The 26,565-nt window shown below is 36.3% G+C and carries 31 protein-coding genes, 1 pseudogene and 1 riboswitch; of the genes and pseudogenes, 11 read left to right on the top strand and 21 right to left on the bottom strand.

Annotation, left to right across the window (positions count from 1 at the left end):
• Positions 1-106: 106 nt before the first annotated feature.
• Entirely contained in the window at positions 107-526 is a 420-nt protein-coding gene (gene phaQ / locus J2S13_RS01860; protein ID WP_307255986.1) for a poly-beta-hydroxybutyrate-responsive repressor, read from the bottom strand.
• Between the two features lie 267 nt (positions 527-793).
• Between phaQ and J2S13_RS01855 the strand changes: the two genes are divergently transcribed.
• The 3 genes from J2S13_RS01855 (at position 794) to phaC (ending at position 3,283) form a co-directional block, all read left to right on the top strand.
• On the top strand, positions 794-1,273 hold the full coding sequence (locus J2S13_RS01855) for a poly(R)-hydroxyalkanoic acid synthase subunit PhaE (RefSeq protein WP_307255984.1): 480 nt from the start codon (positions 794-796) through the stop codon (positions 1,271-1,273).
• A 53-nt stretch (positions 1,274-1,326) separates the two neighbouring features.
• Entirely contained in the window at positions 1,327-2,109 is a 783-nt protein-coding gene (gene fabG, locus J2S13_RS01850; protein WP_307255983.1) for a 3-oxoacyl-[acyl-carrier-protein] reductase, read from the top strand.
• 127 nt (positions 2,110-2,236) lie between these two features.
• On the top strand, positions 2,237-3,283 hold the full coding sequence (phaC, locus tag J2S13_RS01845) for a class III poly(R)-hydroxyalkanoic acid synthase subunit PhaC (RefSeq protein ID WP_370873932.1): 1,047 nt from the start codon (positions 2,237-2,239) through the stop codon (positions 3,281-3,283).
• 65 nt (positions 3,284-3,348) lie between these two features.
• Here the strand turns inward: phaC and J2S13_RS01840 are convergent, their stop codons facing one another.
• The 4 genes from J2S13_RS01840 to J2S13_RS01825 all read right to left on the bottom strand — a co-directional run bounded on the left by J2S13_RS01840 (position 3,349) and on the right by J2S13_RS01825 (position 7,965).
• Positions 3,349-4,320, bottom strand: coding sequence for an ABC transporter substrate-binding protein (locus J2S13_RS01840; RefSeq protein WP_307255981.1), 972 nt, complete (start codon positions 4,318-4,320; stop codon positions 3,349-3,351).
• A 65-nt stretch (positions 4,321-4,385) separates the two neighbouring features.
• Positions 4,386-5,159 carry a heme ABC transporter ATP-binding protein gene (locus J2S13_RS01835; RefSeq protein WP_307255980.1) on the bottom strand — a complete coding sequence of 258 codons (774 nt, stop codon included), beginning with the start codon at positions 5,157-5,159 and terminating at the stop codon, positions 4,386-4,388.
• A 14-nt stretch (positions 5,160-5,173) separates the two neighbouring features.
• Positions 5,174-6,178 carry a FecCD family ABC transporter permease gene (locus J2S13_RS01830; protein ID WP_307255979.1) on the bottom strand — a complete coding sequence of 335 codons (1,005 nt, stop codon included), beginning with the start codon at positions 6,176-6,178 and terminating at the stop codon, positions 5,174-5,176.
• Between the two features lie 169 nt (positions 6,179-6,347).
• A riboswitch (cobalamin riboswitch) is annotated at positions 6,348-6,533 on the bottom strand.
• Positions 6,534-6,612: 79 nt separating this feature from the next.
• Positions 6,613-7,965 carry a vWA domain-containing protein gene (locus J2S13_RS01825; RefSeq protein ID WP_307255978.1) on the bottom strand — a complete coding sequence of 451 codons (1,353 nt, stop codon included), beginning with the start codon at positions 7,963-7,965 and terminating at the stop codon, positions 6,613-6,615.
• A 462-nt stretch (positions 7,966-8,427) separates the two neighbouring features.
• On the opposite strand from J2S13_RS01825, the gene J2S13_RS01820 reads away from it, so the two are divergent.
• Positions 8,428-8,625 carry a hypothetical protein gene (locus J2S13_RS01820; RefSeq protein WP_307255977.1) on the top strand — a complete coding sequence of 66 codons (198 nt, stop codon included), beginning with the start codon at positions 8,428-8,430 and terminating at the stop codon, positions 8,623-8,625.
• A gap of 168 nt (positions 8,626-8,793) precedes the next feature.
• Here the strand turns inward: J2S13_RS01820 and J2S13_RS01815 are convergent, their stop codons facing one another.
• The 3 genes from J2S13_RS01815 to J2S13_RS01805 form a co-directional block, all read right to left on the bottom strand.
• Entirely contained in the window at positions 8,794-9,087 is a 294-nt protein-coding gene (locus J2S13_RS01815) for a homocysteine S-methyltransferase family protein (protein ID WP_307255976.1), read from the bottom strand.
• A gap of 75 nt (positions 9,088-9,162) precedes the next feature.
• Positions 9,163-9,456 carry a DUF2325 domain-containing protein gene (locus J2S13_RS01810; protein WP_307256080.1) on the bottom strand — a complete coding sequence of 98 codons (294 nt, stop codon included), beginning with the start codon at positions 9,454-9,456 and terminating at the stop codon, positions 9,163-9,165.
• A 148-nt stretch (positions 9,457-9,604) separates the two neighbouring features.
• Positions 9,605-10,360 (bottom strand): exodeoxyribonuclease III, encoded by a 756-nt coding sequence (locus J2S13_RS01805; RefSeq protein WP_307255975.1) that lies wholly within the window; start codon positions 10,358-10,360, stop codon positions 9,605-9,607.
• A gap of 161 nt (positions 10,361-10,521) precedes the next feature.
• On the opposite strand from J2S13_RS01805, the gene J2S13_RS01800 reads away from it, so the two are divergent.
• Entirely contained in the window at positions 10,522-11,466 is a 945-nt protein-coding gene (locus tag J2S13_RS01800; RefSeq protein ID WP_307255974.1) for an endonuclease I family protein, read from the top strand.
• Positions 11,467-11,639: 173 nt separating this feature from the next.
• Positions 11,640-11,906: a YpbS family protein gene (locus J2S13_RS01795; RefSeq protein ID WP_307255973.1), complete on the top strand. Its 267-nt coding sequence runs from the start codon at positions 11,640-11,642 to the stop codon at positions 11,904-11,906.
• Between the two features lie 522 nt (positions 11,907-12,428).
• Here the strand turns inward: J2S13_RS01795 and J2S13_RS01790 are convergent.
• The 3 genes and pseudogenes from J2S13_RS01790 to J2S13_RS01780 form a co-directional block, all read right to left on the bottom strand.
• Positions 12,429-12,623: pseudogene (locus J2S13_RS01790) on the bottom strand (collagen-like protein); the annotation flags it as partial.
• A gap of 110 nt (positions 12,624-12,733) precedes the next feature.
• The gene (locus J2S13_RS01785; protein ID WP_307255972.1) at positions 12,734-14,554 is read right to left on the bottom strand and encodes an acyltransferase family protein; all 1,821 of its coding nucleotides are present in this window, start codon (positions 14,552-14,554) and stop codon (positions 12,734-12,736) included.
• Between the two features lie 386 nt (positions 14,555-14,940).
• On the bottom strand, positions 14,941-16,014 hold the full coding sequence (locus J2S13_RS01780) for a branched-chain amino acid aminotransferase (RefSeq protein ID WP_307255971.1): 1,074 nt from the start codon (positions 16,012-16,014) through the stop codon (positions 14,941-14,943).
• A gap of 301 nt (positions 16,015-16,315) precedes the next feature.
• Here J2S13_RS01780 and J2S13_RS01775 point away from each other — a divergent pair, with 301 nt between their 5' ends.
• Positions 16,316-16,645 carry a hypothetical protein gene (locus tag J2S13_RS01775; RefSeq protein ID WP_307255970.1) on the top strand — a complete coding sequence of 110 codons (330 nt, stop codon included), beginning with the start codon at positions 16,316-16,318 and terminating at the stop codon, positions 16,643-16,645.
• Positions 16,646-16,946: 301 nt separating this feature from the next.
• On the opposite strand, the gene J2S13_RS01770 is transcribed toward J2S13_RS01775, so the two are convergent.
• The 5 genes from J2S13_RS01770 to J2S13_RS01750 form a co-directional block, all read right to left on the bottom strand.
• On the bottom strand, positions 16,947-17,276 hold the full coding sequence (locus J2S13_RS01770) for a DUF4176 domain-containing protein (RefSeq protein WP_307255969.1): 330 nt from the start codon (positions 17,274-17,276) through the stop codon (positions 16,947-16,949).
• Positions 17,277-17,575: 299 nt separating this feature from the next.
• Positions 17,576-18,712 carry a hypothetical protein gene (locus J2S13_RS01765; RefSeq protein ID WP_307255968.1) on the bottom strand — a complete coding sequence of 379 codons (1,137 nt, stop codon included), beginning with the start codon at positions 18,710-18,712 and terminating at the stop codon, positions 17,576-17,578.
• A gap of 21 nt (positions 18,713-18,733) precedes the next feature.
• Positions 18,734-19,015: a hypothetical protein gene (locus J2S13_RS01760; protein ID WP_307255967.1), complete on the bottom strand. Its 282-nt coding sequence runs from the start codon at positions 19,013-19,015 to the stop codon at positions 18,734-18,736.
• Positions 19,016-19,269: 254 nt separating this feature from the next.
• Positions 19,270-20,538, bottom strand: coding sequence for a LysM peptidoglycan-binding domain-containing protein (locus tag J2S13_RS01755; protein ID WP_307255966.1), 1,269 nt, complete (start codon positions 20,536-20,538; stop codon positions 19,270-19,272).
• Between the two features lie 148 nt (positions 20,539-20,686).
• Complete coding sequence (locus J2S13_RS01750) at positions 20,687-20,962, bottom strand: GNAT family N-acetyltransferase (protein WP_307255965.1); 276 nt, start codon at positions 20,960-20,962, stop codon at positions 20,687-20,689.
• A gap of 192 nt (positions 20,963-21,154) precedes the next feature.
• Here J2S13_RS01750 and J2S13_RS01745 point away from each other — a divergent pair, with 192 nt between their 5' ends.
• Entirely contained in the window at positions 21,155-21,712 is a 558-nt protein-coding gene (locus tag J2S13_RS01745; RefSeq protein ID WP_307255964.1) for a YhcN/YlaJ family sporulation lipoprotein, read from the top strand.
• Between the two features lie 155 nt (positions 21,713-21,867).
• On the opposite strand, the gene J2S13_RS01740 is transcribed toward J2S13_RS01745, so the two are convergent.
• Together J2S13_RS01740 and dsdA are read right to left on the bottom strand one after the other, a co-directional pair.
• Entirely contained in the window at positions 21,868-22,482 is a 615-nt protein-coding gene (locus tag J2S13_RS01740; protein ID WP_307255963.1) for an NUDIX hydrolase, read from the bottom strand.
• A gap of 26 nt (positions 22,483-22,508) precedes the next feature.
• Positions 22,509-23,846, bottom strand: a complete 1,338-nt coding sequence (gene dsdA, locus J2S13_RS01735) for a D-serine ammonia-lyase (protein WP_307256079.1) — start codon at positions 23,844-23,846, stop codon at positions 22,509-22,511.
• Between the two features lie 359 nt (positions 23,847-24,205).
• Here dsdA and J2S13_RS01730 point away from each other — a divergent pair, with 359 nt between their 5' ends.
• Complete coding sequence (locus J2S13_RS01730; RefSeq protein WP_307255961.1) at positions 24,206-25,009, top strand: metallophosphoesterase; 804 nt, start codon at positions 24,206-24,208, stop codon at positions 25,007-25,009.
• Positions 25,010-25,166: 157 nt separating this feature from the next.
• Here J2S13_RS01730 and J2S13_RS01725 read toward each other — a convergent pair whose 3' ends face one another.
• From J2S13_RS01725 to J2S13_RS01715, 3 genes are all read right to left on the bottom strand, one after another.
• Positions 25,167-25,358: a YbxH family protein gene (locus tag J2S13_RS01725; RefSeq protein ID WP_307255959.1), complete on the bottom strand. Its 192-nt coding sequence runs from the start codon at positions 25,356-25,358 to the stop codon at positions 25,167-25,169.
• A 133-nt stretch (positions 25,359-25,491) separates the two neighbouring features.
• Complete coding sequence (locus J2S13_RS01720; protein ID WP_307255958.1) at positions 25,492-25,626, bottom strand: hypothetical protein; 135 nt, start codon at positions 25,624-25,626, stop codon at positions 25,492-25,494.
• 97 nt (positions 25,627-25,723) lie between these two features.
• Positions 25,724-25,873 (bottom strand): hypothetical protein, encoded by a 150-nt coding sequence (locus tag J2S13_RS01715; RefSeq protein ID WP_307255957.1) that lies wholly within the window; start codon positions 25,871-25,873, stop codon positions 25,724-25,726.
• A gap of 121 nt (positions 25,874-25,994) precedes the next feature.
• On the opposite strand from J2S13_RS01715, the gene J2S13_RS01710 reads away from it, so the two are divergent.
• Together J2S13_RS01710 and J2S13_RS01705 are read left to right on the top strand one after the other, a co-directional pair.
• Positions 25,995-26,186: a hypothetical protein gene (locus tag J2S13_RS01710; RefSeq protein ID WP_307255956.1), complete on the top strand. Its 192-nt coding sequence runs from the start codon at positions 25,995-25,997 to the stop codon at positions 26,184-26,186.
• Positions 26,187-26,195: 9 nt separating this feature from the next.
• Positions 26,196-26,450 carry a sigma-G-dependent sporulation-specific acid-soluble spore protein CsgA gene (locus tag J2S13_RS01705; RefSeq protein WP_307255954.1) on the top strand — a complete coding sequence of 85 codons (255 nt, stop codon included), beginning with the start codon at positions 26,196-26,198 and terminating at the stop codon, positions 26,448-26,450.
• Positions 26,451-26,565: the final 115 nt, after the last annotated feature.

Genomic DNA, 26,565 nt, shown 5'->3' with positions numbered 1-26,565 from the left:
AGGCCTTAAAGCTGACCTTATTATAAAAACTTATACAGTCTGTTTAAAAAATAGACTGTATAAATTTCATAAAAAATCAGGTGCTTATTCTTAGATGCGTTTGTCTCTAGTTATTCTCGTCATCATTTGTTGTCATAAAGCTAGGTGGTGTGAAAAATTGGCTGTACATATTGAAAAATTGATCCAACATTTTTTGATAATGACCAAGTGAATCAGCCCATAGTTGTAAATATTGCTCCCCTGCTGAAGTCAGTGAATAAATTCGTTTTGCTGGACCACCTGCTGATGTATCCCATTCAGATGTAACGAGTTCATCCTTTTCCAATTGGCGAAGAATTCGGTAGAAGTTCCCTTGATCTATGGAATGAAACCCAAATTGAATGAGTTTTTGCATTAATTCATAACCATGTGCATTCCAATCTCTTAATAATAGTAAGAGTACTGGAATCATAAAGTTCTTTGGTGTGCCCCCTACTCTCTTCTTCGCACTTTTCTCCTCTTTTGGATTCTTATGATTTGAAACCATTTCCCAATCACCTACTAACAATTTGTGTTACTCATATATGTAATTTACACCTATATGAAAATAAAGTCAACATTTACTTTTTCGACAAAAGCCCACACAATTGCCCTTAATTGGTGAATCCTTACAAGGCAAGCTGTCGAATTATACAGCATTTGAGTGTAATTTCACGTTTTTTTTATAGTTCGTTCTGGCACAAAATATATTATCCTAGGTTATGTAAGAAATTTAAAAAATTTCAAAAAGACTAGTCAAGGGAGTTGAGAGTTCGTGACACAACAAACGATGGATCCATTTGCAGTCTGGAAAAGTCTTTATGAGAAAACAGAAGCAAACTGGAATGAAGTCATTCATGAAACGATGCAAAAGGAAGCTTTTTCAGAATGGATGGGGCAAGTGCAAAACGCCTATTTGCAATACCAAGGTGTGATCCAAAAAACAACAGAGCAATATTTAAAGCAAGTGAATATGCCCACTCGTGAGGAAATCTCCAATGTAGCCTCTCTCATTATTAATTTAGAGGAGAAAGTGGACCAGCTAGATCAAAAAGTAGAAGAAGAATTATCGGCGAATGAAACCTCTACTGAGATTTCTAGACTGAAAGCTAGCATCACGAGATTGGATAAAAAAATAGATCGTATGGTGAAGTTAATGGAAGAACAGGTGGAAAAAACTCAGGTTCCTTCTCAAAAAACACCACAAAAACCTGCCGCAGCACAACAGACAGAGGCCAATAAAAAAGAATCTTAATAAGTATTGATAAATCTTCTATAAAAAATAGCTACGTAAGGAGTGTTTTGTAAATGACTATTATCGAAAAGAAACGTGTTCAAACTAGTGAAGAGGCTAACAAATTAAACGGGAAAGTTGTCATTGTAACAGGAGGTTCCCGTGGGATTGGTGCTACCATTGCGAAAGAACTAGCAAAAAAAGGGGCAAATGTTGTCATTAATTACAATACAAGCTTTGAGTCAGCTGAGTCCGTTGTAGATGATATACAACAATTCGGCGGAAGTGCACTGGCCTGCAAAGCAGACGTAGCCAATTTAGAAGAGGCTCAATACTTAATCGAGAAAACCAAAAGCCAATTTGGGAAAGTAGACATTCTAGTTAATAATGCCGGAATTACACGTGATCGTACATTCCGGAAATTAAGTGAAGAAGAATGGAATGAAGTCATTAATGTAAACCTTAATAGTATCTATCATACTACTTCCGCAGTTATTAATACGATGTTAGATCAAAAATATGGACGAATCATTAACATCAGTTCAATTATTGGCCAAGCGGGCGGATTCGGACAAACGAACTATTCCGCGTCCAAAGCGGGAATGATCGGTTTCACAAAATCACTTGCTTTAGAAACAGCGAAAAGCGGAATAACCGTCAATGCCGTTTGCCCTGGCTATATTGAAACTGAAATGTCTGCTGCGATTCCAGACAATATTTTAGAATCAATTGTTTCAAGAATTCCGATGAAACGCTTAGGATCTACCTCTGAAGTGGCTGAAGCCGTGATCTTTTTAGCGAATAGTGATTATATTACAGGTCAATGCTTAAATGTAAACGGCGGAGTATATATGTAACTCAAATCTTGAAAAATAAACCCACTTTCATGAAGATGCTTTAGTTGTCCCTTGTACTATTTGTTGCAAATGAAGGAGGAAATCAATGGTGTATTCTACGACAAAAGAATTGGAATCTTGGGTCAATATGATGCCTGAGGTTGTACAAAAAAATTATGATCGGTTTAAACGAGTTTCTGAAGTTTTAGTAAAAGATCCTGAACCGCAAGTTGGACAAACCCCTAAGGAAGTCATTTGGACGAAAAATAAAAGCAAGTTATACCGCTATCAACCAACAAAGGAGAAAACAAATAAGGTCCCTATATTAATGATTTATGCCCTTATTAATAAACCTTATATTTTAGATTTAACTCCTGGCAGTAGCTTAATTGAATATTTGACAAATCAAGGACATGATGTGTACCTTTTAGACTGGGGTACACCAGGATATGAAGATCGAAACATGAAGCTAGATGATTTCATTTTAGATTATATCCCTCGTGCAGTTCAAAAAGTGCTGCGGACGTCCAATGCGAATGAAGTGAGCTTACTCGGTTATTGTATGGGGGGGACGATGACATCCATTTTTGCCGCCCTTCATCCTGAGTTACCAATTCGTAATTTAATCTTCTTAACTAGCCCATTTGATTTCTCTGATACAGGACTATTTTCAAATTGGCTTGACGAGCGCTATTTTAATTTAGATAAAATGGTCGATACATTTGGTGTAATCCCTCCAGAAGTAATTGATCTTGGAAATAAATTGTTAAAACCACTTGTGAATTATATTGGACCTTATGTTACCCTTGCCGATCGGGCTGAAAATGAAGATTTCGTGAAAAGCTGGAGTCTTATGCAAAAATGGGTACATGATGGAATTCCGTTTCCAGGGGAAGCTTACCGACAATGGATCGGTGATTTTTATCAAAAAAATAAATTAATCAATGATGAATTATATATTCGCGGGCAACAAGTAAAGTTAAGCAATATTAAAGCAAATATTTTGAATATTGCTGCTCAGCGTGATCATATTGCTGCCCCTGAACAAGTTGAGCCGTTATTAGATAAAGTCGCAAGTAAAGATAAAACATATCATATTATGCCTACAGGCCATGTATCTGTCGTTGTTGGTGGCAGTGCTGTTAAGAGAACTTATCCAACGATCGACCAATGGTTAACAGAGCATTCTAAATGATGTACATAGAAAAAACCTTCGTATCCGAAGGTTTTTTCTTGATTGAATGGAAAAATTATTGGACATTATTCTAAAAACTTCTCAGGATAAAATCCTTCTGCTAATGTTTTCAACGCAATTGTACTGCGAACTCCCTCGGAACCTGCGGACAATGGAAGGACGACGAAACGTTTTTCTTTTACTGCTTTTACTGCCTGTAAAATTGGGTGATTTTCTAAAAATTTCTTCTTCTGTTCAACGGTCTCTTCCCCATAATCCATGATGACAATCACTTCTGGGTTTCGTTTTACAACTTCTTCCCAACTTGCGCTTGTCCATCCTTTTTCAATATTTCCAAAGATATTCTCCCCACCGGCCCGTGTAATTAAATCATTCATAAAGTTTTGGGCTGCAGTAAAAGGTTCCTTTTCTCCACTATCATAAATAAACACTGGGATAGGGTCTTTCACCTCACCAATTTTCGCTTCAATTTCATTCATTTCTTTTTCAATTTTATTTGTCAGTTTCTCCGCTCGGTCCTCTACCCCAAATATCTTTCCAATATTATAAATATCTTGAAAGACATCCTCCATTGTGGGAGCAACTTTATTAGAAGATTCATGCAAGTAAGCGTTGATTCCATCTTTCTTCAATTGTTCAATCGTCCCCACCCCTTTTTCAGTGAAGGCGCTTTTCCAACCCCCATAAACAAAATCAGGTTCTGAAGCAATTAACACTTCATAGGATGGGTATTTCTTTGAAAGTACTGGAATATTCTTATATGCTTCTTCATATTCTGGCAAAATTTGATCATCTAAATAAGCAGTACCAACCATTGAGTCCTCTAATCCAAGAGCAAGCATAATTTCTGTTACATGTTGATTAAGGCTCACTGCTCTTTTTGGAGGTTCTGTGATCTTCAGTTCATGATCAAGATTTTGAATCGTCACAATTTCTTTATTATTCGCTTCTTTGGTTTTCCCTTCTTCTTTCAAACTCCCGCATGAGGCGAGTAGTAAGATAAGAGCAATCAGAATAAAAAATACGTTTTTTTTCATATTCATTCGATCCTTTCTTAACGATCATTCCATTAGATATTTGAAACTTGTTGAAAATTCCGACTTTAGGCATCCTCTTCTGCATGATAGAAAAGATGGATTTTCTTTGTCACGGGATGAGTTCCGATTTCAACATGTACATTGAACACTTCTTTTAACAGCTCCTTTGTTAGGACTTGTTTTGGGGTTCCAGAGGCTACAATCTCACCTTGGTTGAGTACATATAATCGGTCACAATAACATGCCGCAAGATTTAAGTCATGTAAAGCTGCCACACAGGTGACTTGTAATTCTCTAATTAATTCCAATACCTGTAACTGATGGTGAATATCTAAATGGTTGGTTGGCTCGTCCAAAATCATAACCTTCGCTCCTTGAGCAATTGCCCTAGCAATCATCACGCGCTGCTTTTCGCCCCCTGATAATTGGGTAAACCGTTTATCGATATATTCGCTCATATTCACCTGGCTCAAAGCATTCCGAACGATGTGCTCATCCTCGACCGTATCGGGTTGAAGAAATTTCTTATGTGGAGTACGCCCCATCAGAATGATTTCAAAAACATTAAAATCAAAGGCAACACTGGACTCCTGACTCACAACGGAAAGCTGTTTGGCGATTTCTTTCGTGTTTATATCCGTAATGGACCGTCCGTCAAGTTGTATCACCCCTCCATCAGGTTTTAATACACGATACATATTTTTTAAAAGCGTCGATTTTCCACTTCCATTTGGGCCAATGATTCCCACCAATTCCCCATGATGAATAGTTAAAGACACTTGATTGATTATTTTTTTATCAAAAATAGTATAACTTACGTCTTCTACCGAAATTTCCATCCATTATGACCTCCTTAAAAAGAATATGAATTTCTACGTAAAAGCCATATAAAGAAAGGTCCTCCACATACTGCTGTAATAATTCCAATCGGCATCTCTTCAGGAGCAATGATAATTCTTGCACAAATATCTGCCAGTAATAAAAAGCTGGCACCTGCTAAAGCACTGAGTGGCAATACTCTTCGATGATCAGATCCGACTAATAAACGAACAATATGAGGGATGACTAATCCGATAAATCCAATCGCACCACTTACGGCAACGAGTACCCCTGTTAATAGTGAGGTGATGACAATCAGTTTTTTCCGAAAAGAGGTTAAATTTACTCCTAATGTAACCGCTGTCTCATCCCCCATAAGAAGAAGATTCAAAGAGCGGAATTGACTCCAAAGATATAAAAAAGCAATCGTCACAATCAAAGCTGGGATGAATAAATATTCCCAACGGGCTCCTGCGAGACTTCCCATCATCCAAAACATCACATCACGAATTCCTTCTGCTCGAGGTGACGAGATGACAATAAAATTCGTAATAGCTGACAGTATCATCGAAATCGCAACACCGGCGAGCAATAGTCGGACGGTCGATATTCTTCCATTAATTTGTGAAAAAAAGAAAACAAATATGGTAGATAAAAGTGCCCCTAAAAAGGCCGCAAACGATATCGCATATTGACCTAAAAATGAAAATACACCTAAGACAATCACCAATGTTGCTCCTACAGAAGCACCTGATGATACCCCTAATATGTATGGATCAGCCAATGAATTTCTAACAACTGCCTGCACCGCAGTACCGATGATTCCAAGTCCTGCCCCGACAATCACACCTAGAATCACTCTCGGAAAGCGTATGTCCCAAATTATCGTTGCCTCTGTCGATTGGATACTTTCATGGAAGAATGGGAGTTTAGAAAAAACTACTTTCCAAACAGTAAAAGGATGGATGGAAACCGGACCTACCATCACACCGATCGTCATCAATAATAATAATAGAACGATAGATAGGATGATAAACATATAGAAATGTCTAGGTTGTTTTTGAATCTCCAGAAAAATCTCTCCTTTTTAAACTATTTTTCTAAACAAAAAAACACCCATCAGTAAGTAGATGAGTGTAGAACGAGAACTTCATTATGAGAATTTGAACGTTTCCACGTCCTATCTTTTCACCTCCCGAAAAAGATAGTACTATATTGTCTTCAAGGCAAGTCTCCTGACTCATGCATCATCCTAGTTTAAGCCCTTCCCATATCATTTGAGATATAGTGGATATGCTTATTTCGTCTGCATTAACAGTTGCGGGAACAGTTCTGGATTTCCACCAGATTCCTTATCAAGTCCAAAAAAGGACACCTTGAATCCCCTATCATATTAAGTTAACATATTGAGTATATCGATAGTTTTATCATATTGCAATGATGAATAAAGAAAATACCTTATAGATCTACCTTTTACTTGTTTCTACGAATTTCCTCACGTTCTTTATATCCTTTGTCACGTACTTCTTCACGTAATTCGTACCCACGATTTCTAAGTTCTTCGCGGTATTTATATCCTGAATCTCGTGCATACTCACGTACGGTATATCCCCTTTTACGAATGAACTCACGAATTTCATAATGAACAGTACTATCTAAGTCTAAATTTTGTTTCAAATCGTTTGTGAATGCAAGTAATTCATTTTGTTCTTCTGTAGCAAGATTGACCATTTCATTTTGCTTTGTATATAACTCATTCACTCTTGTATTTTGTGAATCATAATATTTATTCACATTTTCAGTTTGCCATGAATGCCATTCATTCAACAGTTCACTCTTTTTTTTATTAAAATAATCTGCAAAAGCCTGTTTTGAATTTACATCCACATACTCGCCTTTTCCAGCATCTGCTACGAGTTTTAATGCTTTTTGCCCGGCATGATCAACGTCAAACCCGATGATGTTAATCACGGCTTTAATATCTGATTGGTTGAGTTCCTTTGCAGCTTGGACTGGGTCACCACCACATGTTTCAATCCCATCACTCACAATATAAATAATATTTTCGACATTTTCCCCTATTTGATTATGTAAATCTTCTTTTGCAGCCGAAATAGATGCTGCTAGTGGAGTCCATCCAGCAGGTTTAAATGTATCAAGTGCTTTAGAAAAAGTTTCCTGATCATATGTCGATAAGGGGTAAACCACTTCTGTACTAGAGCAAGAAGCGGCTTTATCCTCCTCTTTTCCAGTACCTTTATGTCCATAAACACGAAGAGAGACATGAACATTTTCCGGAAGATCAGTAACAAATTGCAGCACCGCATCTTTAGCAAGCTTCATTTTTTGTTCACCTGAAATCTCAGCAGCCATACTTCCACTAGCATCAAATAAAATTTGTACATTGATTTTTTTAGCTTTAGGATCTGTTTGGAGGTCTACTTTTTCGTCTGGAGTCTCACTAATCTCTTCAAAAGAAGTGTCAAAATTATTGAAAAATTGGGCATAATCACGATAGTCTTCAGCTGCTAAAGCCAAAAGCCTCCCATAATATTCTTCAGCTTTTTTTCCTTTAGGAAATGTTGTAATGGCTTTTTTTATTTTTTCCTCCTTCTTTGAAGCCCCCCTATACTTACCTGGCTCTGTTTTCAGCATATCTTCAATATTTAGGCTAGTATATTTTTCATAATCCAATTCTTGCTTTTCAACTTCCTGTTTGTCTGTCACCTTATTTTCTTTTGCTGGCTGCTTTGTTGTTTCATTAGAACAACCTACGATGATCAACATTACTAAAATTAAGGAAAATGCTTTTCTTATTATCCCCATCGATTCTCCCCATCCTTTCACAGTCAACTAATTATCAAATTAACGATAAATGATTCAGTTGTCTATAGGGTGAAAGCTTTGTTTCTTGGTTTTAAATGGCGAATAACTAGTAAAATATTACTATATACGAAGTCGATAGTGATTGATTATAACCAGATAAAGATTATTTATATTGGTGAATAATGTTGTAGCACAACTCCTGAATTTATTCGTAAACCTAGCGTCAAACATAAGAAATGGGTGAATATCGCGTCTCTGCTGACTTTTTTCTATTTTGTAAGGGAAAATCTATTAATAACCTTAAATTCATTTGATATATTGACAGAATGTTAAGATCGTTTAAATATCTTAGAGCCTACGTTAAGGGTTTGTAAAAAATGGAAAAGACTCCTTGTATGGACGCAAAAATATAGTATGATAACTATGTACTTTTTTTACGCAACATATAAGGAGGCGTTGGAGATGAAAAGTTTAAAGCAAAAGTTATTGGTAATGTGTACAGCTTTCATGCTAGTAGGGGTCGCCGCTGGTTGTAACAAAGAGGATACGGAAAAAGAAGAAGACCAACAAGTAGAGGATCAAACAGAAAATGAAAACACAGAAAACGAAGATACAGAAAATGAAGATACAGAATCTGAAGGCACAGAAGAGGAACAATAAAATATATTCTAGGGAAACATGGGGATGATCCTTGTGTTTCCTTTATTTTTTCTTTAAGAAACTAGTTTAATGTTATCAACAATGGGATTTTGCAAGCATGTCTCTGAAACAAATAAAGGGCAAATATGCGCCCAAACGAACACTTGTTTTCTTGTTTTTATAATGGGGCTACGGCATATTTTGCAATTTGCACTCCTTTTCATTCTGTTCACTGATTTCAGATTCTTTTCCATAGTAAGTTTGTAAAAGTAGATTAGCAGTAAATGTATTCGTTGTGATGACATCGGCCCCCGCATGCAAATAGCGGGTATGAATTTCTTCTACGATTTCAGGGTTTGATATATTCAATGATGGGGCTGAAAAAGGCTTTTTATAAGGGAGATCTAAACTCTTCCATAATTCAGTCCCCATCGCCCCATCTATGATGACGATTTCTTTCGAAAGTGTATTGGTAAAAATCATGGGATCCACACCTCTTTCGCTGTCATATTGGTTCTATTGAAGCAAACGTTAGGATCCGTTTGTGAAAAATATCCCTCATGAGCAAGCTGTCATCTTATTCTTTTCATTGGCTTTTTCAATCGTTAATTTAATCGAACTCCAGGATCTTTTCGAAAATAAAGCGGGGATTTCTTTATCACGGGCTTGCTCTTTTATTGCCTTTGCTAAATTATGGTTGATAAAATCCGTTAAGATTAACACCGCATCGGTATGTTTTCCAATCGTTTTTTCTGTCATTTTTGTCTTTCTACCACTAATATGAGAAACATTATGTATGCCGATCTCTCTTAACCTTGTTGTAATTGTTTCTACACGGTCTCCGCCAACTATTAATAAAGATGTATCATATGCTCCTCCTAATTTTTAATTGAAATTCATTCTCATTTATATAATAATACAAATGAGAATGAATTTCAATATCAAATTTTCAAAAATAAAAACCGAGGAAATTCCTCGGCTCTTCCATCGATATAATTGGTTATTCTTCTATTTCCAAGACGACTGGACAATGATCACTTCCTAATACTTCCGAATGAATAGCTGCTGCCTTCAAACGGTCTTTCATTCGTTTTGAAACAAGAAAATAATCAATCCGCCACCCAATATTTCGTTCTCTTACTTTATTCATATAGGACCACCAGGAGTAGGCCCCTTCTCTTTCTGGGTAAAAATAGCGAAATGTATCAATAAATCCCGCATCTAATAGGTTTGACATTTTTCCCCTTTCTTCGTCTGTAAAACCTGAGTTCCCCCGATTCGTTCGAGAATTCTTTAAGTCGATTTCTTGATGAGCAACGTTTAGATCTCCACAATAAATTACTGGTTTCTTTGCATCCAATTCGACTAAATACCGATGGACTCTCTCCTCCCATGTGAGTCGATAAGGGAGTCTTGCCAAATCTCTCTGAGAATTCGGAGTATATACATTTACTAGAAAAAAGGTATCAAACTCTAAGGTAATGCCCCTTCCTTCTGGTTCTGATTCTCCTGAAGCAAACCCGTATGAAATCGCTAATGGTCGTTTCTTCGTAAATACGGCTGTACCGGAGTACCCTTTTTTCTCGGCATAATTCCAGTATTGCACATATCCCTCCAATGATAAATCAATTTGCCCCGCTTGTAATTTTGTCTCCTGTACACAAAAAATATCAGCATCCACCTCGTGGAAATAATCTAAAAAACCTTTTCGAACACACGCCCTTAGCCCGTTCACATTCCAGGATACTAGTTTCATCTATTATTCATTTCCTTTCACTTACTTTCAAAAAGATCTCACCCTATATTATAAGGGATAAACAATGAATGGTGGCAGGTCCTGTTTCTATTTCATGATAACTAGATGAATATAATCATGGTATGATAGACAAAAGCCAACATAGTGAAGAGGGAAGTACGATGAAAAAGAAGAAACAAAATCAGCAAATTCTACTAGAAAGCTTTGATGAATTGGGAGAATGGTTTGGAAGAGACATAAAAAAACCGTTCGTACTCCTAAAAGGAAATCAAAAAAAGATCACTGAAAATGATAAAATTTATTATGATCATGAAAAAGATGAGGTAGATAGGAAAAGGTATTACCGTTCAGTAAAAGAACAAGGTGAAAATGGTGCACATTTATTTTCCATTTACCATAACTTGATTAAAAAAACTCATAAATGGCACCTACCCTATTTTATTAGCAAAGATCATTATTTATATACTTGGGTCGATTTACAGCCAGATGGGAGTGTAAAAAGTATTTATTCTGGAGAACGGAAAAATCCAAAAGTGTTAATTGCTGAAGATATTGAAACGATTCAGAAAAGATATGCTGAATTTCAAAGAATGTTAGATCATATGAAACATTCATCCTTTAACTTAAATAAAAAAATGAAACATATTGACGTTCAATATAAATACAATACAGAACATGTCGTTCCTCAATCTTGGTTTAGTGCTAGGGAACCAATGAAAGGAGACTTGCATCATTTATTTATGTGTCAACCGGAATGTAATGCAGCTAGATCCAATTTCCCTTATGCCGATTTTAATTATTATCAACCAGAATCCCCGAAAGAAAAAATCCAAAATCGCTGTGGCGTCGCTTCAGAAGGTCGGTTTGAACCAGAGTACGGAAAAGGAACAGTCGCAAGAGCGATGCTATATTTCTTTCTTCGCTATCCACGGGCAATAAAAAAGACATTCCGACGACAAGTGGATCTAGAACTACTAATTCGGTGGCATATGGAGTTCGACATTACGATCTATGAAAAACACCGGAACCGTGCGATTTATCGGATCCAAGGAAATCGCAACCCTTTTATTGATGACCCTGAATTAGCGACAAAAATAAAATTTTAAATATCACGGGGCGACTTTTTCATCATGGCAATTAACTTCGATCATGATGTTAGCACGATCGATTTCAAACTTGCTCCCCCACTAACAAGTATCAAATCCCATTGTCAAAGTGCAAATCCTTGGTGCATAATATAAGGGAAACTTTTTTAATATTCGAAAAGGAAGGGAATTACATGAGCGTACATAAAGCCATTACAGAACATTCTAACAAACAACATAAAATCGTAAGAAGATTCGTTGAACTTGACGGACTTCGTGAAACATATATCGAAGAAGCGGTTTTATTATGTAAAAACGGAAATCCGTTCGAAACTGAAAAAATCAATGAAGTCACAAACGAAATCAATCAATTAGCAAGAAAAGGAATTGTTCCTACTAGAAAAAATGTGACAGTGGAAATGGTTCAAGAATATGTAACTAGACTGACAGCAACTAAATAAAATGAAACTTTATCCCCCACTGAATGCTAATTAAACTTATCGGACCTTTAGGGAGCAGTGATCCCCCACCTATCTTCTTTTTTCCAAATCATTTTGAGGTGGAGGTTTTACGGATAAATTCAACAAAAAATCTATCCATGTTTGGATAGATTTTTTATTGTTAATAGCATTGAAAGGATTCGATTCTTCTTAAATCAACCCCAAAATACACCCATGTGAACTACCCGTCAATGAATTGACTGAGCTTCTCGCTTCATCGGGCGGTCTATCGACCTGCCCTCCACGAAGGTTCATTCCGAACCTTGCAATGGTTTCAAATGAGTGGGTCTTTCCCACATGACAGGCATTATTTTACGTGGTGACTGTTCTTTCTTCACCACAACCCCATATAATGCAGTTTTCAAAGAACACTCGTTCTTGTAAGTAGTATATCATGTTTTGTCTTGCCATCCCACAAGGGGATTTCGACAAAAGCGTACTCTCATCTCTACTCTAAAGAGGTAGAGGATTCCCGTCCGCAATCCTAAATAAACATCCTCTTATTGAACCTGGATCAACTGCAAACACTTGTGCAGATGATTGCTGAGGGGTAAAAGATGGTGGTGGACTTGTCGGAGCCCCCGCCTGACCACCTGGACCCATTTGATTTCCTTGACCTTGGGAAGGAACATTAGGAAAAAAAGGGAATGGAAATTGACGGTCATCATACATATACATGATTAATCCCCCACTTTCTTTATTCCCTATACGATATGTTCCAAGAAATAATTTGAAACTTGTTCCTATATTTTTTTTAGTAGCTTCACCTTAAATGGAATATTTTTATATCATTCAATCGTTTCTTTTAACATTGAGGCATAGACTTCTACCCCTAGTTTCGTTAGATGCACTCCATCTTGTACAAAATATTCTGGGTGTCCCCGGCAGATCTGATCCCATTCGATTAAAGTGATATTTTTATATTCTAAAGCGGCTTTTTCCAAACTTGCATTGACAATCGATTCCCATGGCTTAGGAACTTTCACTTTTGTAAAATAGATGCTCCGTTTCGATCCAATCAGTTCGATTAAATATTTTAATTGTTGCTCCCTAAAAGCACCATTTGTCCCAAGCTCAATGACAACTGTTTGTCCTAATGATTGATTATTTTTCCATTGTTGAATTAAATCAACCGCTTCTGACATTTGTCTTCCTACTTTTGCATCAATCATCGCCTGTGGAAACTGTTCTTTTATTTTTGGAGCGACATCAATTAAAACGGAATCTCCAATAAACGTGATTGTATCATCCTTCTCTATTTTTGAATGTTCATCTTCTTTGGAGCTTTCTGCCTCTCTTTCACCTTTTTCTTCTGATTTTCCAGTTGTTGATTCTTCAATGACAATTTGCTTTTGTTTATTTTCCTGAGAGAAAACAGGGTGATCCTTCTCATCGATAAGCATGGAAAAACAAGTTAATCCGAATGTCGAAATTCCAACGATGATTAAGCAAAAAGCAATCATCACCTGGTTGCTTCTTGTTACTTGATTGAATTGTAATTGCCCTGACTTTATACGATGAATCAACCGTTTAAGAGCACCATGTCGAATGGGTTCTTCCACCCATTTCCATGATAATGCGGCGAACATCAGGATTAAAACGACTTGAATGATCAACTTTAACACTGGAATATTATCTAAAATGGAAATTTGATTCGTTAAAACAATGACAGGATAATGCCATAAATAGATCCCATATGAACGAACTCCTACCCATAATAACGGCTTAAAGCTCATCATTTTATTTAGATAACTGACAGGATGGGCAAGGACTGCCACTAAAACCGCCACAACCATTGAAAATAAAAACATTCCCCCACGATAAAGAAAGGACTCATATTGATTCGTATTAGCCATCATGAATAATATGATAAATAAAGCGCCCACGCCTATCCAATCCATTATTCGTCCTACTTTTTTCGGTATCGTTTTCGATAGACTCCGACTAGGCCAAATAACAGCCAAGGCCGCTCCAATTAAGATTGAAAAAGCACGCGTATCAGTTCCGTAGTATACACGACTTGGATCCGTACCAGGTTGATAAAGAATCCCCATAAGGAAGGCAGAAAGGATCGCAACTGCAAGAATGCTCATCCCTCCCCATTTTCGTGATACCTTCATACGTAAAGCTATGTATATTATGATTGGCCAAATAATATAAAATTGTTCTTCTACAGCTAATGACCAAAAATGCGTTAATAATGAGGGAATTCCAAAACTCTCAAAATAGGAAACATCCTTTATAATAAACCACCAATTACTAATATATAAATAGGCTGCCAAAGACTCTTCTCTTAATTTTGGCAGTAAAACTGGCATAAACATAGTTACAAACGCACTCACGACAAACAACATTGTAATCATCGCAGGGAGTAGTCGCCGGGCCCGTTTAAACCAAAATTGTTTAAAATTAATCCTCCCATGTCTTTCCCATTCAAAAATGAGTAGATCCGTGATCAGATAGCCGGATAACACGAAGAAAATCGTTACACCTAGCATTCCCCCCGGAGCCCAACTCATATTGAGATGGTAAGCGATCACAGCTAAAACAGATATCCCTCGAAGTCCATCCAATCCAGCAATATATCTTTTGTCTTTCTTCCCCAACATCCGACTTCCCCCTAATGAACAAATGCATAAACCGATAGGCGCTAAACCAAGAAGTGGACACATTTTTATTGGGTGATTTACCGCTCTTAAGTTTATCGTTTCTAAACCCCCAAAACGTTTCCTATAACAAATGGAAATCCTTCCATTGAACTGGTTTCTTACATATGACGCCTATAAACGACAAAAAGCTTCTTTTTTTAACGGAGTTACTATTTTAAATCTTAATGTTAATTTAAGATAAAGACAATAACTATCCCCATAAAAACCATAAATTTCTCGTGATTTCGTATCCCTTCATTATTCAGACGCATAGGCGAAAAAAAGCAAAGAATGCCCCATTGGGTTAACTTTTAACCCTTGAGACATTCTTTGCATGGAAACGATGATTATTTTATCTCTGTCACCCAACCGAATGGATCTTCCAAATCTCCTTTTTGAATCCCAGTTAGAGTATCATAAAGCTTTTTGGAAAGTTCTCCTGTTTTTCCACCGTTCACAATCATTTTTTCATTATTCCATAGTAGTTCGCCAATTGGAGAAATCACTGCTGCTGTTCCAGTTCCAAATGCTTCTTGTAACTGCCCATCTCGATACGCATCCATCACTTCATCAATGGAAATTCTTCTTTCAGAAACTGGAATATTCCAATATTTTAATAATGCAATGATCGAATCTCTTGTTACTCCAGGGAGGATACTACCATTTAAGGCAGGTGTGATAATTTCATCATTTATTTTGAAGAAAATATTCATACTGCCTACTTCCTCAATATATTTCTTTTCCACTCCATCTAACCAAAGAACTTGTGAATATTCCTTTTGATCAGCGGTTTCTTGAGCTTTTAAACTAGCCGCATAGTTTCCAGCCGTTTTCGCTTCACCTGTTCCCCCTGATACTGCACGAACATATTCATTTTCCACTAATATTTTCACAGGATGAATTCCTTCCTTATAGTAAGAACCTACAGGGGATAAGATGATCATAAAACGATAACTTGCTGAAGCGGATACTCCTAAATAAGGTTCCGTTGCAATAATAAATGGCCGGATATAAAGCGAAGTTCCTTCTACTGTTGGAACCCATTCTTTGTCAACTGCAATTAATTGCTTTAGTGCATCAAGAGCCAAATCTTCATCAATTGGCGGGATGCATAAGCGGTCATTTGAGCGATTGAGTCTCTGCATATTCTTTTCAGGACGAAATAATAGAATTCTACCGTCCTTTGCCAAATACGCTTTTAAACCCTCAAATACTGTTTGACCATAATGGAAAATCATTGCTGCAGGATCTAAAGTAATAGGCTGATAAGGGACAATTCGTGCATCATGCCACCCTTTTCCTTCTTTATAATCCATAATAAACATATGATCTGTAAAAACCTTTCCAAATTCAAGTTCGCCCCAATTTGGCTTTTCTTTTTTAATTGGGGACAGATGAGTATCAATCGAAAAGTTCGTCATAATTATGAGCTCCTTGCTGAATAAATTTTATATTGGAAGTTCTTCGTAAGAAGCCTCCATTCATTTGAAATTATTTCTATATAAAACTATTTTACATCTTAATTGAATGTCTCAACAACTATTATTAATAGAAAAATTAAAAAATATCGATTAATCAAAGAAATATGACAAATTTTTTTAAAAATTCCCGAGTAATCTATGGATTTCCTCTATTTTCATTCAATTTACTAGAGTCAAACATATTTCTAGCAATCTGAAAATATACTGTAGTAAAAACGAAAGAGAAATAAGGAGATCTAATATGAAAAATCATCAACTAAAAGGCGTTATCTTAATTATTTTATCTTTAATCTTAATCATTATGATGTTTTTTATGCCGAGAAGTAGCTTTACAGCAGTAAAGATCGTAGAAAAATATTTTTCAGAAGAGGGAAAAAGTTCATTACAGGGAGTTTCCACAAATAAAAAAGTGGAAATAACCAATCCCTCTGATAAACAAATATGTGCGATGGAATTTAGTAATGGAAAAATATTAGAAGTAGATTGCGATCTTTACTTAAATTATTCCATCGGTGAAAAAGTGAAAATTAAGTATAAACGGAAAAAGATTATTTCCATAAGCAAAAAATAACCCGTTGAGAAACAAAAGTGCAAGCTGATAGGAGCTGGAGACATGCCGTCAACAAAAAAGGGGTGTTCCATCATAATCTGGTGATGATGAAACACCCCCTCTTTATTCATTACTTTTGCACATCTAAATATAAATGAAATAAAAAAAAGCTTGTAATGATCCATTGGACAGTTGCCATCACAATTTTTTGAGTCCAGCTTGGAAAAATGAGAAATGAGGTACTTACTTGTCCCAAAAGAAAAATAAAATAAAAAATCAACGTAATTTTTATATAAAGAATGAAAACATCATCTGCACGCCTTTACTGTTCAAAAAGTTTCGACTGTTTTCTTGTGGACTGTATATCGAATTCTACTTTTTCACGCATTTCTTTCTCCTCAGCTGTTTCGTATCCTAAGTGTAGCACTTCCTCGATCATGTTTCGGTTAAAGAACATATTAAAATCATCCGTAATATTTCCCTCTGGGTACGGTACAGCAATGTAATCATATATATGTCTTGAAGAGGTTTGCATCTGATGCCTGCCATAAATCATCACAGGCTTTTCAACTTTTTTTAATTTGACAACTGTCCCAATAGGAAGGAGTTCAATATCATCCGAAAATTGTATAGATTCATCTTCTTTTTGCATGCATTTCTCTCCTTCTGAACGAGCAATGTCAAAAATTTTTCTTTCCTAATTCTAGGTGTTTTTTAATCCAATAAAATCTTCTGATGAGCTCTAGCATGATCGCAGGTAAAAAAATACTCCTGCGATCATGGAAACAATAAAGCGTATATTTTCTGGAGTTAACTGCTCTTTTCCCAAAGTAAAAACAATGATAAATGATATAATTCCACATAAAAAAAGTAAGGTCATCCCAATTATGAATGTGTAGTGAATACTTTTGACTAGGACATCTTTGCTGCGAATCATACATAACCACCAACTTAATCTTTTTCAGCTCCAAATTTAATTCCTAATCCAATCCCATAAGCTGCATAAATCTCGTTTTCCATTCCGACTTGTGCCTTTACTCCTGCACTTCCAATCGATGCCTCAATTACAATATAAGGATCCCATTCGACCCCAAACCATTCATCTAACGGTTCATAACCAAACCAATTTAATAGTTCTACATTCACCCCAACTTTTGCCGGGTTTGCTTTAATTTCAGCTCCAACTGAATGATTTTCTATTCCCGCTTTTGCTTCGGCATTTCCAAGTTTGAAATTCAAACTCACAGGTGATTTTTCATCAGCTAATTTAGAATCGGACATATTCCCTTCTATTTTCTCACTGATTAAAGCTCCCGCTAAAAACATTTCATCCAATTGGCTCGGTGCTGGAATCATGACATCTCCATCAAGACTTAACACCTTTTGAGGAAATTTCCCATTTTCTATCCCCTTATTTGAATCCACTAAACTTGCCTTAATACCGACTGACAATTTTTGATCTTCTATTCCCGACTGACAATTTGCATTTCCAATTCCCGGTGATCCTAGCAAGCCATCCTTTTCGACTTCAAATGTGTTGGATGAAGGCTCTACTTGAATCTTCCCAGAAATTTGAGATCCATTCGCCAACATCCCTATCCCAGATATACTCATATCTGTCAAATTATAAGGTACATTAGATAAGGAAGTGCTTGAATGAGCATACATAAGATTCAGAACCAATGGGTGATGTTGATCTGCGTTCGTAATAAAATAGTTTTGGTAAGGACCAACTGACCCCAGACTGAACATAGGAAATAAGAAGGAGGATTTTAGTGAATCAAACTGGCTTGGTGTGGTGAACGTAGCAAAATATTGATCAGCTAGCTCGAAGTCTTGGATGATTTTTCGCCATTCTTGTTCTAATTTTATCTTGGCATCTCCAATTGCCGAAAGTTGTTGAATGATTGAATCTAACATCATGGTGGCACGTTCTCCGCTAGGAATAGCAGAAAGTCTATCCATCGAAAATCGAAAATTTTTCAAATCATTTACAACTTGAAGAAGACCTTTTTCTTCAAACTCTAATCGAGCAATCACTTTTTTTAATTGCTCTGTTTCCAAGCACAATGGCTTTGCTCCGACCATCTAGACACCTACTCCAAATATTCACTTTTGTCTTCTTTCTTCTTGCAAAGCTAATTGCTCAGCTAATTCAGAAAGATGCTTTAAAAAATCGGATAATTCAACTAAATTAATAATATTTTCTCTTGTTTTACTCTGAAGTTGAAGAAATGCTCCGTTCACTCTATTTTTCGCCGATATCTCCCAGTAATGGTTGGCTTCTTCTAACAGCCCTTGACTACGCAGCTGGTAAACTGAGAGTGCATTTACTTCATTTTGTAATTTTCCAGATACTTGCCTAGCCAATGAAGCTAATTCACGATACATCATTCATCACCTATATGGAATATTCTTACTCACCTATTATAGAGCATTCCTTTTGGTAATAATATAGTCTAATTTCTTCACTTTCCACTTCCCTAGGTCATCATACTTTCAACCCTAAATGTTGATTTCTGTTGGAAACTATTGTTTTCAATTAGATAAAAATGCCCAAAATAACTATTTTGAAATAATGAATTCACGAAAAATTCATTGACTTTTTTCATTCTTTCGGTCACAAGCACTAATTTGTCAGGCGATTATGTCTTTTGGATAATCATATTCTGTTTCAAATATTCCCAATTTTGTGGAAACGGGAGGCTTATTTGCCAATATGTGGCTCCTAGTAGATTGTATAGATCGATTACTTTATATTTTTCAATGTAGCTCCTAATATCTTCAAACCAAACAATATGTTTGTCCTTTCCGACCCAATATTCATAATAGGGAGAAGCAGCCTTAATATCATACTGAATCACAAATTTGGAAGTAATCGCAAAGTTCTGGGCAAATAAAACAGAAAATCCTCTTGTTAGATTCGTCGGTAATGTCCAATCATAGCCGTATAAAGGCATAGCGATTTGCAGCTTCTGCGGATCAATTTCTGAGATGGAATAGCGAATCACTTCTTCTACCCACCAAAGAGGTGAAATGGGATTTGGCGGGCCAGTAGGATATCCATAATCAATAGTCATTACAGCGACAATGTCGGCAATTTTCCCAATTTCCTTATAATCATAGGCACCGATAATGGGATTCGTGGGGATATCTTCGGTTTTAGAATGAACATTTACATGAAGGGTAAGTGAACCTAATACGTTTTTAAGTTCTCTAAGAAAAATATTAAAATCCTTTCTTCGCGGTGGAGGGATAAATTCAAAGTCAATGCTCACTCCACCATATCCTTTTTGACGGATCTTACTGACAATTGCTTGGACTAATCGGGTGCGGGCCACCGGGTTTTTTAAAACATTCCCGACAAGTTCCCGGTCGAAATCCCCCTTTGTGAAATTTCTGATCATTAATAATGGAATGACGTTGATTTGTTTACTGCGGACAAGAATAGCGGTATCATCCAATTCAGCAAATACATTGCCTTCTTCTGTAAAGGAATAAGCAACAATTGCTACATAAGTCAATTGTTGGGCGATCATAGAAAAGTCTCTAAGAAACTGGGGAGAGGTGGTTGGGACAATAAAACCCAATGTTTTGATTCGATTTTTCAGTGGAGATGGTATGACGATCTTTTGACCAACCTGTAAATTGTATGGATTCATACCGGGATTTGCTTGTAAAATAGTGGAAATGTCTGTTTGGAACTGTATCGCTAACCGCCATAATGTATCACCCGCTACAATCGAATAATAACGATCTGTTATGTGATTGCGTGGAAGGTAAAGAGCTAAACCTGGTATAAGTTCATCTGCATCTCTTAACCCATTCACCCTCAAAAGATCAGGCATAGGAACTTGATGCTTATTTGAAATAGCCCAAAGTGTATCCCCATGTTGAACTGTATGAACGGACATTTTGATCACACCCCTTCGCTCTTGTAGTCCAGTATATGTGCAGGACGTTGTTTTTATGTTGAGGGAGCGGGAAGAACAAGGAGGGAAATTTCTGCAATGGATGAAAGTAAAAAATGCCCGAAAAACACACCGGACATTTTCATTTCCCTTATTTCGCTAATACATCATGGTAATCTTTTTTTCTTTCCATTTTAACGGCCGCATAAGAACAAGTTGGAACAATCATTTTCTTTTCTTCCCGAGCATATTGAACGACTCGATCTAATAATTGCCCGGCAATTCCTTGACCACGCAGCTTATCCGAAACAAAGGTGTGATTCACATCAATCTGCTCATTCTTTAGTGGTAGAAAGGTAATTTCAGCCAGCATTTCACCATTGTCTTCAATAAAAAAACGATTCTTTCCTTGTTGAATATTGTACATAAACATCCCTCCTCTTTTCTTTCATATTACATCACTTTCGAAATATTTTGAAACCATTTGACTTTGAATAAATATGGCCACATCTGCCTTGGGGAAAGTGAAAGCCATTCAATAAAAATGGTTACACTTTCCATGTGTCTCCTTGTTCATAATGAGCAATATAAGGATGAAACTAAAAAGGAGGCAACCAAGATGAGAACATTAAAATTATTATCTGTTCTTCTTCTTTCTATTCCATTATTTTATGGGTGTGCGAATAATCAGGAATTGGGAAATGATGATAACGATAACCGTAATCTCCTAGGGCGAAATGTTCGTTATGATACGAACGGAGATGATCGTGAAAGAAATAATGTATTTGATGACAATGAACCATTAAATGTCCGTGATGATAATTTCCGTGACAATAATAGCGACCGTTTGGATGTGGCAGACGAAGCAGCAAACCGAATTACGAAAATAAAAGAAGTCGATCGCGCTAATGTGATCGTGACGAATCGGAATGCTTATGTTGCGGTTGTTCTAAAAGGAGATACAGAAGGAAAATTAACAAGAGATGTCGAAAACCAAATTGCCAAAACAGTTCGTGCAACGGATGATGACATTCGAAATGTTTTTGTTTCGTCCAATCCAGATTTCGTTGACCGGATGACCGATTACGGGGACAAAATTGAACGCGGAGAACCTATAGAAGGATTAGTGGAAGAATTTAATGAAACAGTAAGAAGAGTATTTCCAAACGCTCGATAAATATTTATGTTAGACACCGAAAGTTCATACAGATTCGGTGTCTTTTTTTGCTATAGACCAACATCAGCTCGAATGGCCCTCGCTGTGTTTCCTTTATCTCAGTCGAAACTTAAGAAATCCGTACGCCGATGAGCAAGGCGCTTCCGCTTTTGTTTTTAGCTGATGATTTCGATAAAATGTTTTAATATCCGGGCGGTCATTCCCCAGATGACTTTATCTTCATAAAGATAAAATAACTCTTCCATTTTTCGTGTTTGCCAATTATAGTTCTTTCCTCCTGGTATTAAATGAACTGGGAATTGCCGGTCTAGTTGTAGTTTAAAATCCACTAAATAACGGTCTGGCTGGTTTTCCATTAAAAATGAAAGGGGTACTGTAAATACATCGGCAACTTCTGCAGGATTGGGGTTCAGTTTTTCTGTGTTATGTAAAAAACCAACAAATGGATAAATAATCGTTCCAAAAGGAGAGACCATATAATTTAATGGAGAGAGATTTGTAATATCCTCCCCTGCAACTCCTAATTCCTCACTTGTTTCCCTTACTGCTGTATAAGAAGCATTTAGATCATATTCATCCATCCTCCCACCCGGAAAACAGATTTCTCCTGGTTGTCTCCTTAAATGTTTTGACCTTATCTCAAACAAAACATGAATTTCATGATCCTTTTCAATCAATGGTAATAAAACAGCGAATTGACTAAAGGACTCGCTCCCCAAGATTGTAGGAGAATGGTTTTTCACCTTCTTAAATACTGATTCAATATTCATCCTTCACATCAACCTCACAACTAATATTATCCTCTTTTACTGTTAAGAAGCTTTCCCTTCTCTACATATTCCCGCATAATCTCCTCTGGAACTAATTGACCACCTGTTGCCCATACAAGATGATGACTATTATTGAGCTGCGTTTGTGAAAAATGTGAATCAAACCAACCATATTTTTGCAGTTGAATCGGACCATACATACCCGCCAACGCGGAAGGTTCTAGATCGATCCCTTCTGTTTCATGTAGTAAGTAAAGAAGCTTGTATAGTTGTTCATCATTGACTGTATAAATCCCACTTAACAACGATCCGACCGTTTTTCCAACAAAACTAGAAGGTCTTCCAACTGCTAAGCCATCTGCATCTGTCTTATTATCCAGTCCGAAATCTTGTACACATATTTGATCATGTAAACCTGTCATTACTCCTAAAAGCATACATGGTGAATGGGTTGGCTCGGCAAAAAAGCAATGAACATGATTCCCATATAAAAGTTTCAAAGCATAAGCAATTCCACCTGGTCCTCCGCCAACGCCACAAGGCAAATAAACAAAAAGCGGATGATTTTCATCAACGATAATGTGTTGATTTCGAAGTTGTCGTTCTAATCGTAAAGCAGCAACAGCATAGCCCAAAAATAGGTCGATGGAATGTTCATCATCGATAAAATGACAATACGGATCTTTCTTGCATGCCCTCCGTCCCATTTCTACAGCTAAGCTATAATCGGAAAGATGTTCAATCACTTGAACCCCTTTCCTTTTTAGTACATCCTTTTTCCATTTCTTTGCATCACTTGACATATGGACCGTCACTTTAAACCCTAATGCTTCACTCATGATCCCGATACTCAACCCTAAGTTCCCAGTTGAGCCTACACTAATCGAATATTTAGAAAAGAAGGAACGAAACTGTGGCGTGAGTAAAGTACGATAATCCTTTTCCAGGTTAAATCCGGCTTCCTTCACTGCCAATTGTTCTGCGATCTTTAATACTTCATAAATTCCGCCCCTAGCTTTGATAGACCCTGCAATAGGTAAAGCATGGTCCCCTTTTAATAACCATTTTCCCTCTATCTTTTTCTGATCATCATCAAGCATTTTGGAGGCCATCTTTTGAATAGGTAAAAGCGGTGACTCAATGATTCCCTTCGTTTTCTTTGTTTCTGGAAAGGCCTTTTCAATTAACGGTGCAAAACGTTTTAATCTTTCTTCTGCTTGGTGAATATCTTGTATCGTTATAGAGGAAAATGAGGAGGAATGATCCTTTTGGATCCAAACAACTTCCTCTTTTTGAATCAATTTCTGTAATAACGGATATTTTTTCAACCATGTATTCAATGACTTCCCTAATAGATCCAAAATGTATCCCCCTTCAAGATTGATTTCTTTGTTATATCTTCTATTTTTTCTTTATAAACCCTTTTTACATAACAAAAAACATTTCGTACCATATCCTTGAGTCAATCAATTGAACATGAATTACTTTGTTTCAAATTTTAAAACTTGTGTAAAGAAAAAAGCAAATTTTTGAATGTATTTTTAAAAAATTAGGGTATTCTTCTAAAAATGAATATTTAATTGGAGGAAATCCAAATATCACAACGAATTCATTATTAAAAAAAGGAACAAAAATAATGCTGTAATTCAAAAAACAGATCCAAATATGCCATGTAGCAATGCCCCGGCAAAACGAGAAGGGTGATTAAAATTGAGGTGATAAAATGAGAATTGCTATATTGTCGGATATTCATGAAGGAATAAATCGAAAGAATACGAAAGCTGATATTATTGAGCTATTAAAAGAATGGATCACTGACCAATCACCGGATGTGTTTGTCATTAGTGGTGACATGACGGCTGGACCTGAGAAAAGCCTTCCCCTATTAAATCAACTGCAAAATCATTGTCCACATACAAAGGTATTATATGTGCACGGGAACCATGATATCTACCATGAAGATTCAACCATTGCATATGAAACATTACTTCAGTTCCCTGGAAACCTTGGAAACGGTCCAGTTAAATTAGATGATAATTGGGTGATAATTGGCGATGGTGGATGGTATGATTATACATTTGGAATCGCTGGATTTAATGAAGAGCAATTTAGACTTGGAACATTCAATCAGTTCACTTGGCCTGATAAAACGTACGCTAACTGGCCAAATTGTGATCAGGATGAAACTGAACGTTATCTTACGAAAATAGAACACTGGCTGAAAAAATTTCAAGGAAAAAACATCATCATGGTCACTCATGTTGTGCCCTTTTCCCAGTTTTTGTTATGTAAGGGAGATCCAAGTTGGGATTTTTTTAATGCGATGATGGGAAGCTCTCAGTTTGGAGAATTAGCGATAAAATATGGTGTAAAAAAATACATTTTTGGGCATATTCATACCCGATATCATGAGCAATATAAAGGAATTGAAATCATCTGCAATCCATTAGGCTATTATCCACATGAATGGAGTTTTAAAACAGCGAAGGAAGAAATCTTTTCTACCATTCGAGTCATTGAAATTTAACTCTTTTTCTAAGTTTACATGCTAAAAATCCTGGATCATTAAAAATTGATTTCAGGTTTTTTGTTTAGATTTTTGGTGGATAAAATTGAACATTCATCATCTTGTGTCTACCAATTTTTAATTTTTTATGATTAGGGATAGCCGAAAAATCATAATATTATATATCCCTATCTTTACAATAGTGATTGACAAGCTCCTCAATTAAATCATGTTCTGGATATTCTCCTGAAAATTGAAAAGGAATTTCTTCTATAAAATCTCCCTGTTTATATACATGAATGGCTCCATTTTGTTGAATGACACTGAATTCCGGTACAAAACGATATCGATTACGTTCAATCGCTCCCATGATTCTACTCCTTTTTGTCTTATTATGGAACGAAAATTTCATTTTTTATTGTAAAAAAGTCGCCTAAATCATAAGTTTATTCGGCGACTTTTATGTTAAATTGTTCAGTTGCATACTGTTTATACCACTCCTATTATTGATCATCCATCATTAATTCCATTTGTTGCTCTGTTAAATGATGAATAAAATGATAAAACTGGATTGATTCAATTCCATATTTTTTACATTTTTCTTTATACCGCTCATATGCCTTTTTATACATTTCCATATTCATCCCTCCATCTGTTATATAACAATTTATTTTGATTAAAATTAATATATAACAGATGATCTACTATGTCAATTCAATTTTCTGAAAAGCATATTTATTTTTCCTTCATCTCTTTATTTGGTGTTACCACCTCTTCGTTTCCTATTCCTTCTAAGTTTTTACGGTTATGTGGACTTGGATCTTTACCAGCTCCTGGTGCAATGTTCGCCATTGGTAACTGTTTTAATTCTTTTCCTCTTGGCATTTTCCTTTTCCCCCTTTTCTAAATCGCATCATTCTTCCATTTTTTATCCTTTACGATTTCCATTCTTTCATACATAAAGATGAAAAATATTTATAACCTAAGTTTCAAGGAGGTGGATCTATTGACAGCCAAAAAGCCCGGAAATCCACTTTTACCGGATTTTAAACAATTAGACGACCGAATGATTGCCCAACACACAACAGAGCCGACGATTGTCATTAAAACCAATCTTGACCCAAAAGACGTGACGGAAGAAAACCCTTATTTTCAACAAAAGGCAACGGACGAGTTTCATGACTATTTTGAGGAATAGGTGAAGACAGTGGATCAAACTTTAAAGTATTTACGGGAAACGTTATCAAACTATACAGATAATCATTCATTAGGGAAGGAATTATACGAAAAAGTTGTACAGCAACCTTTCCTCTCAGAAGGGGATTTTGTTAGAGAACTATCGGAAGTAGAGATCCATTTTTTAAATGAAATATTACCTGATGAAATTGAATATGCGATGGAGAATCAAGATATGAAAAGAGTTCATGAGTTAAATGAAGTGTATGAATTATTAATCGAGTAGAGTGAACGAATCGGAATTTTGATTCGTTCGACCCTCTCACACCACCGTACGTACGGTTCCGTATACGGCGGTTCAATAATTTGAGTGTATAGACTGGTACTTTTCGGATATATTC

Source organism: Oikeobacillus pervagus, assembly GCF_030813365.1.
In the GTDB taxonomy this organism is placed as follows: Bacteria; Bacillota; Bacilli; order Bacillales; family DSM-23947; genus Oikeobacillus; species Oikeobacillus pervagus.
Note: the sequence above shows the minus strand (reverse complement) of the source record. Positions and strands in the feature narration are given on the sequence as shown.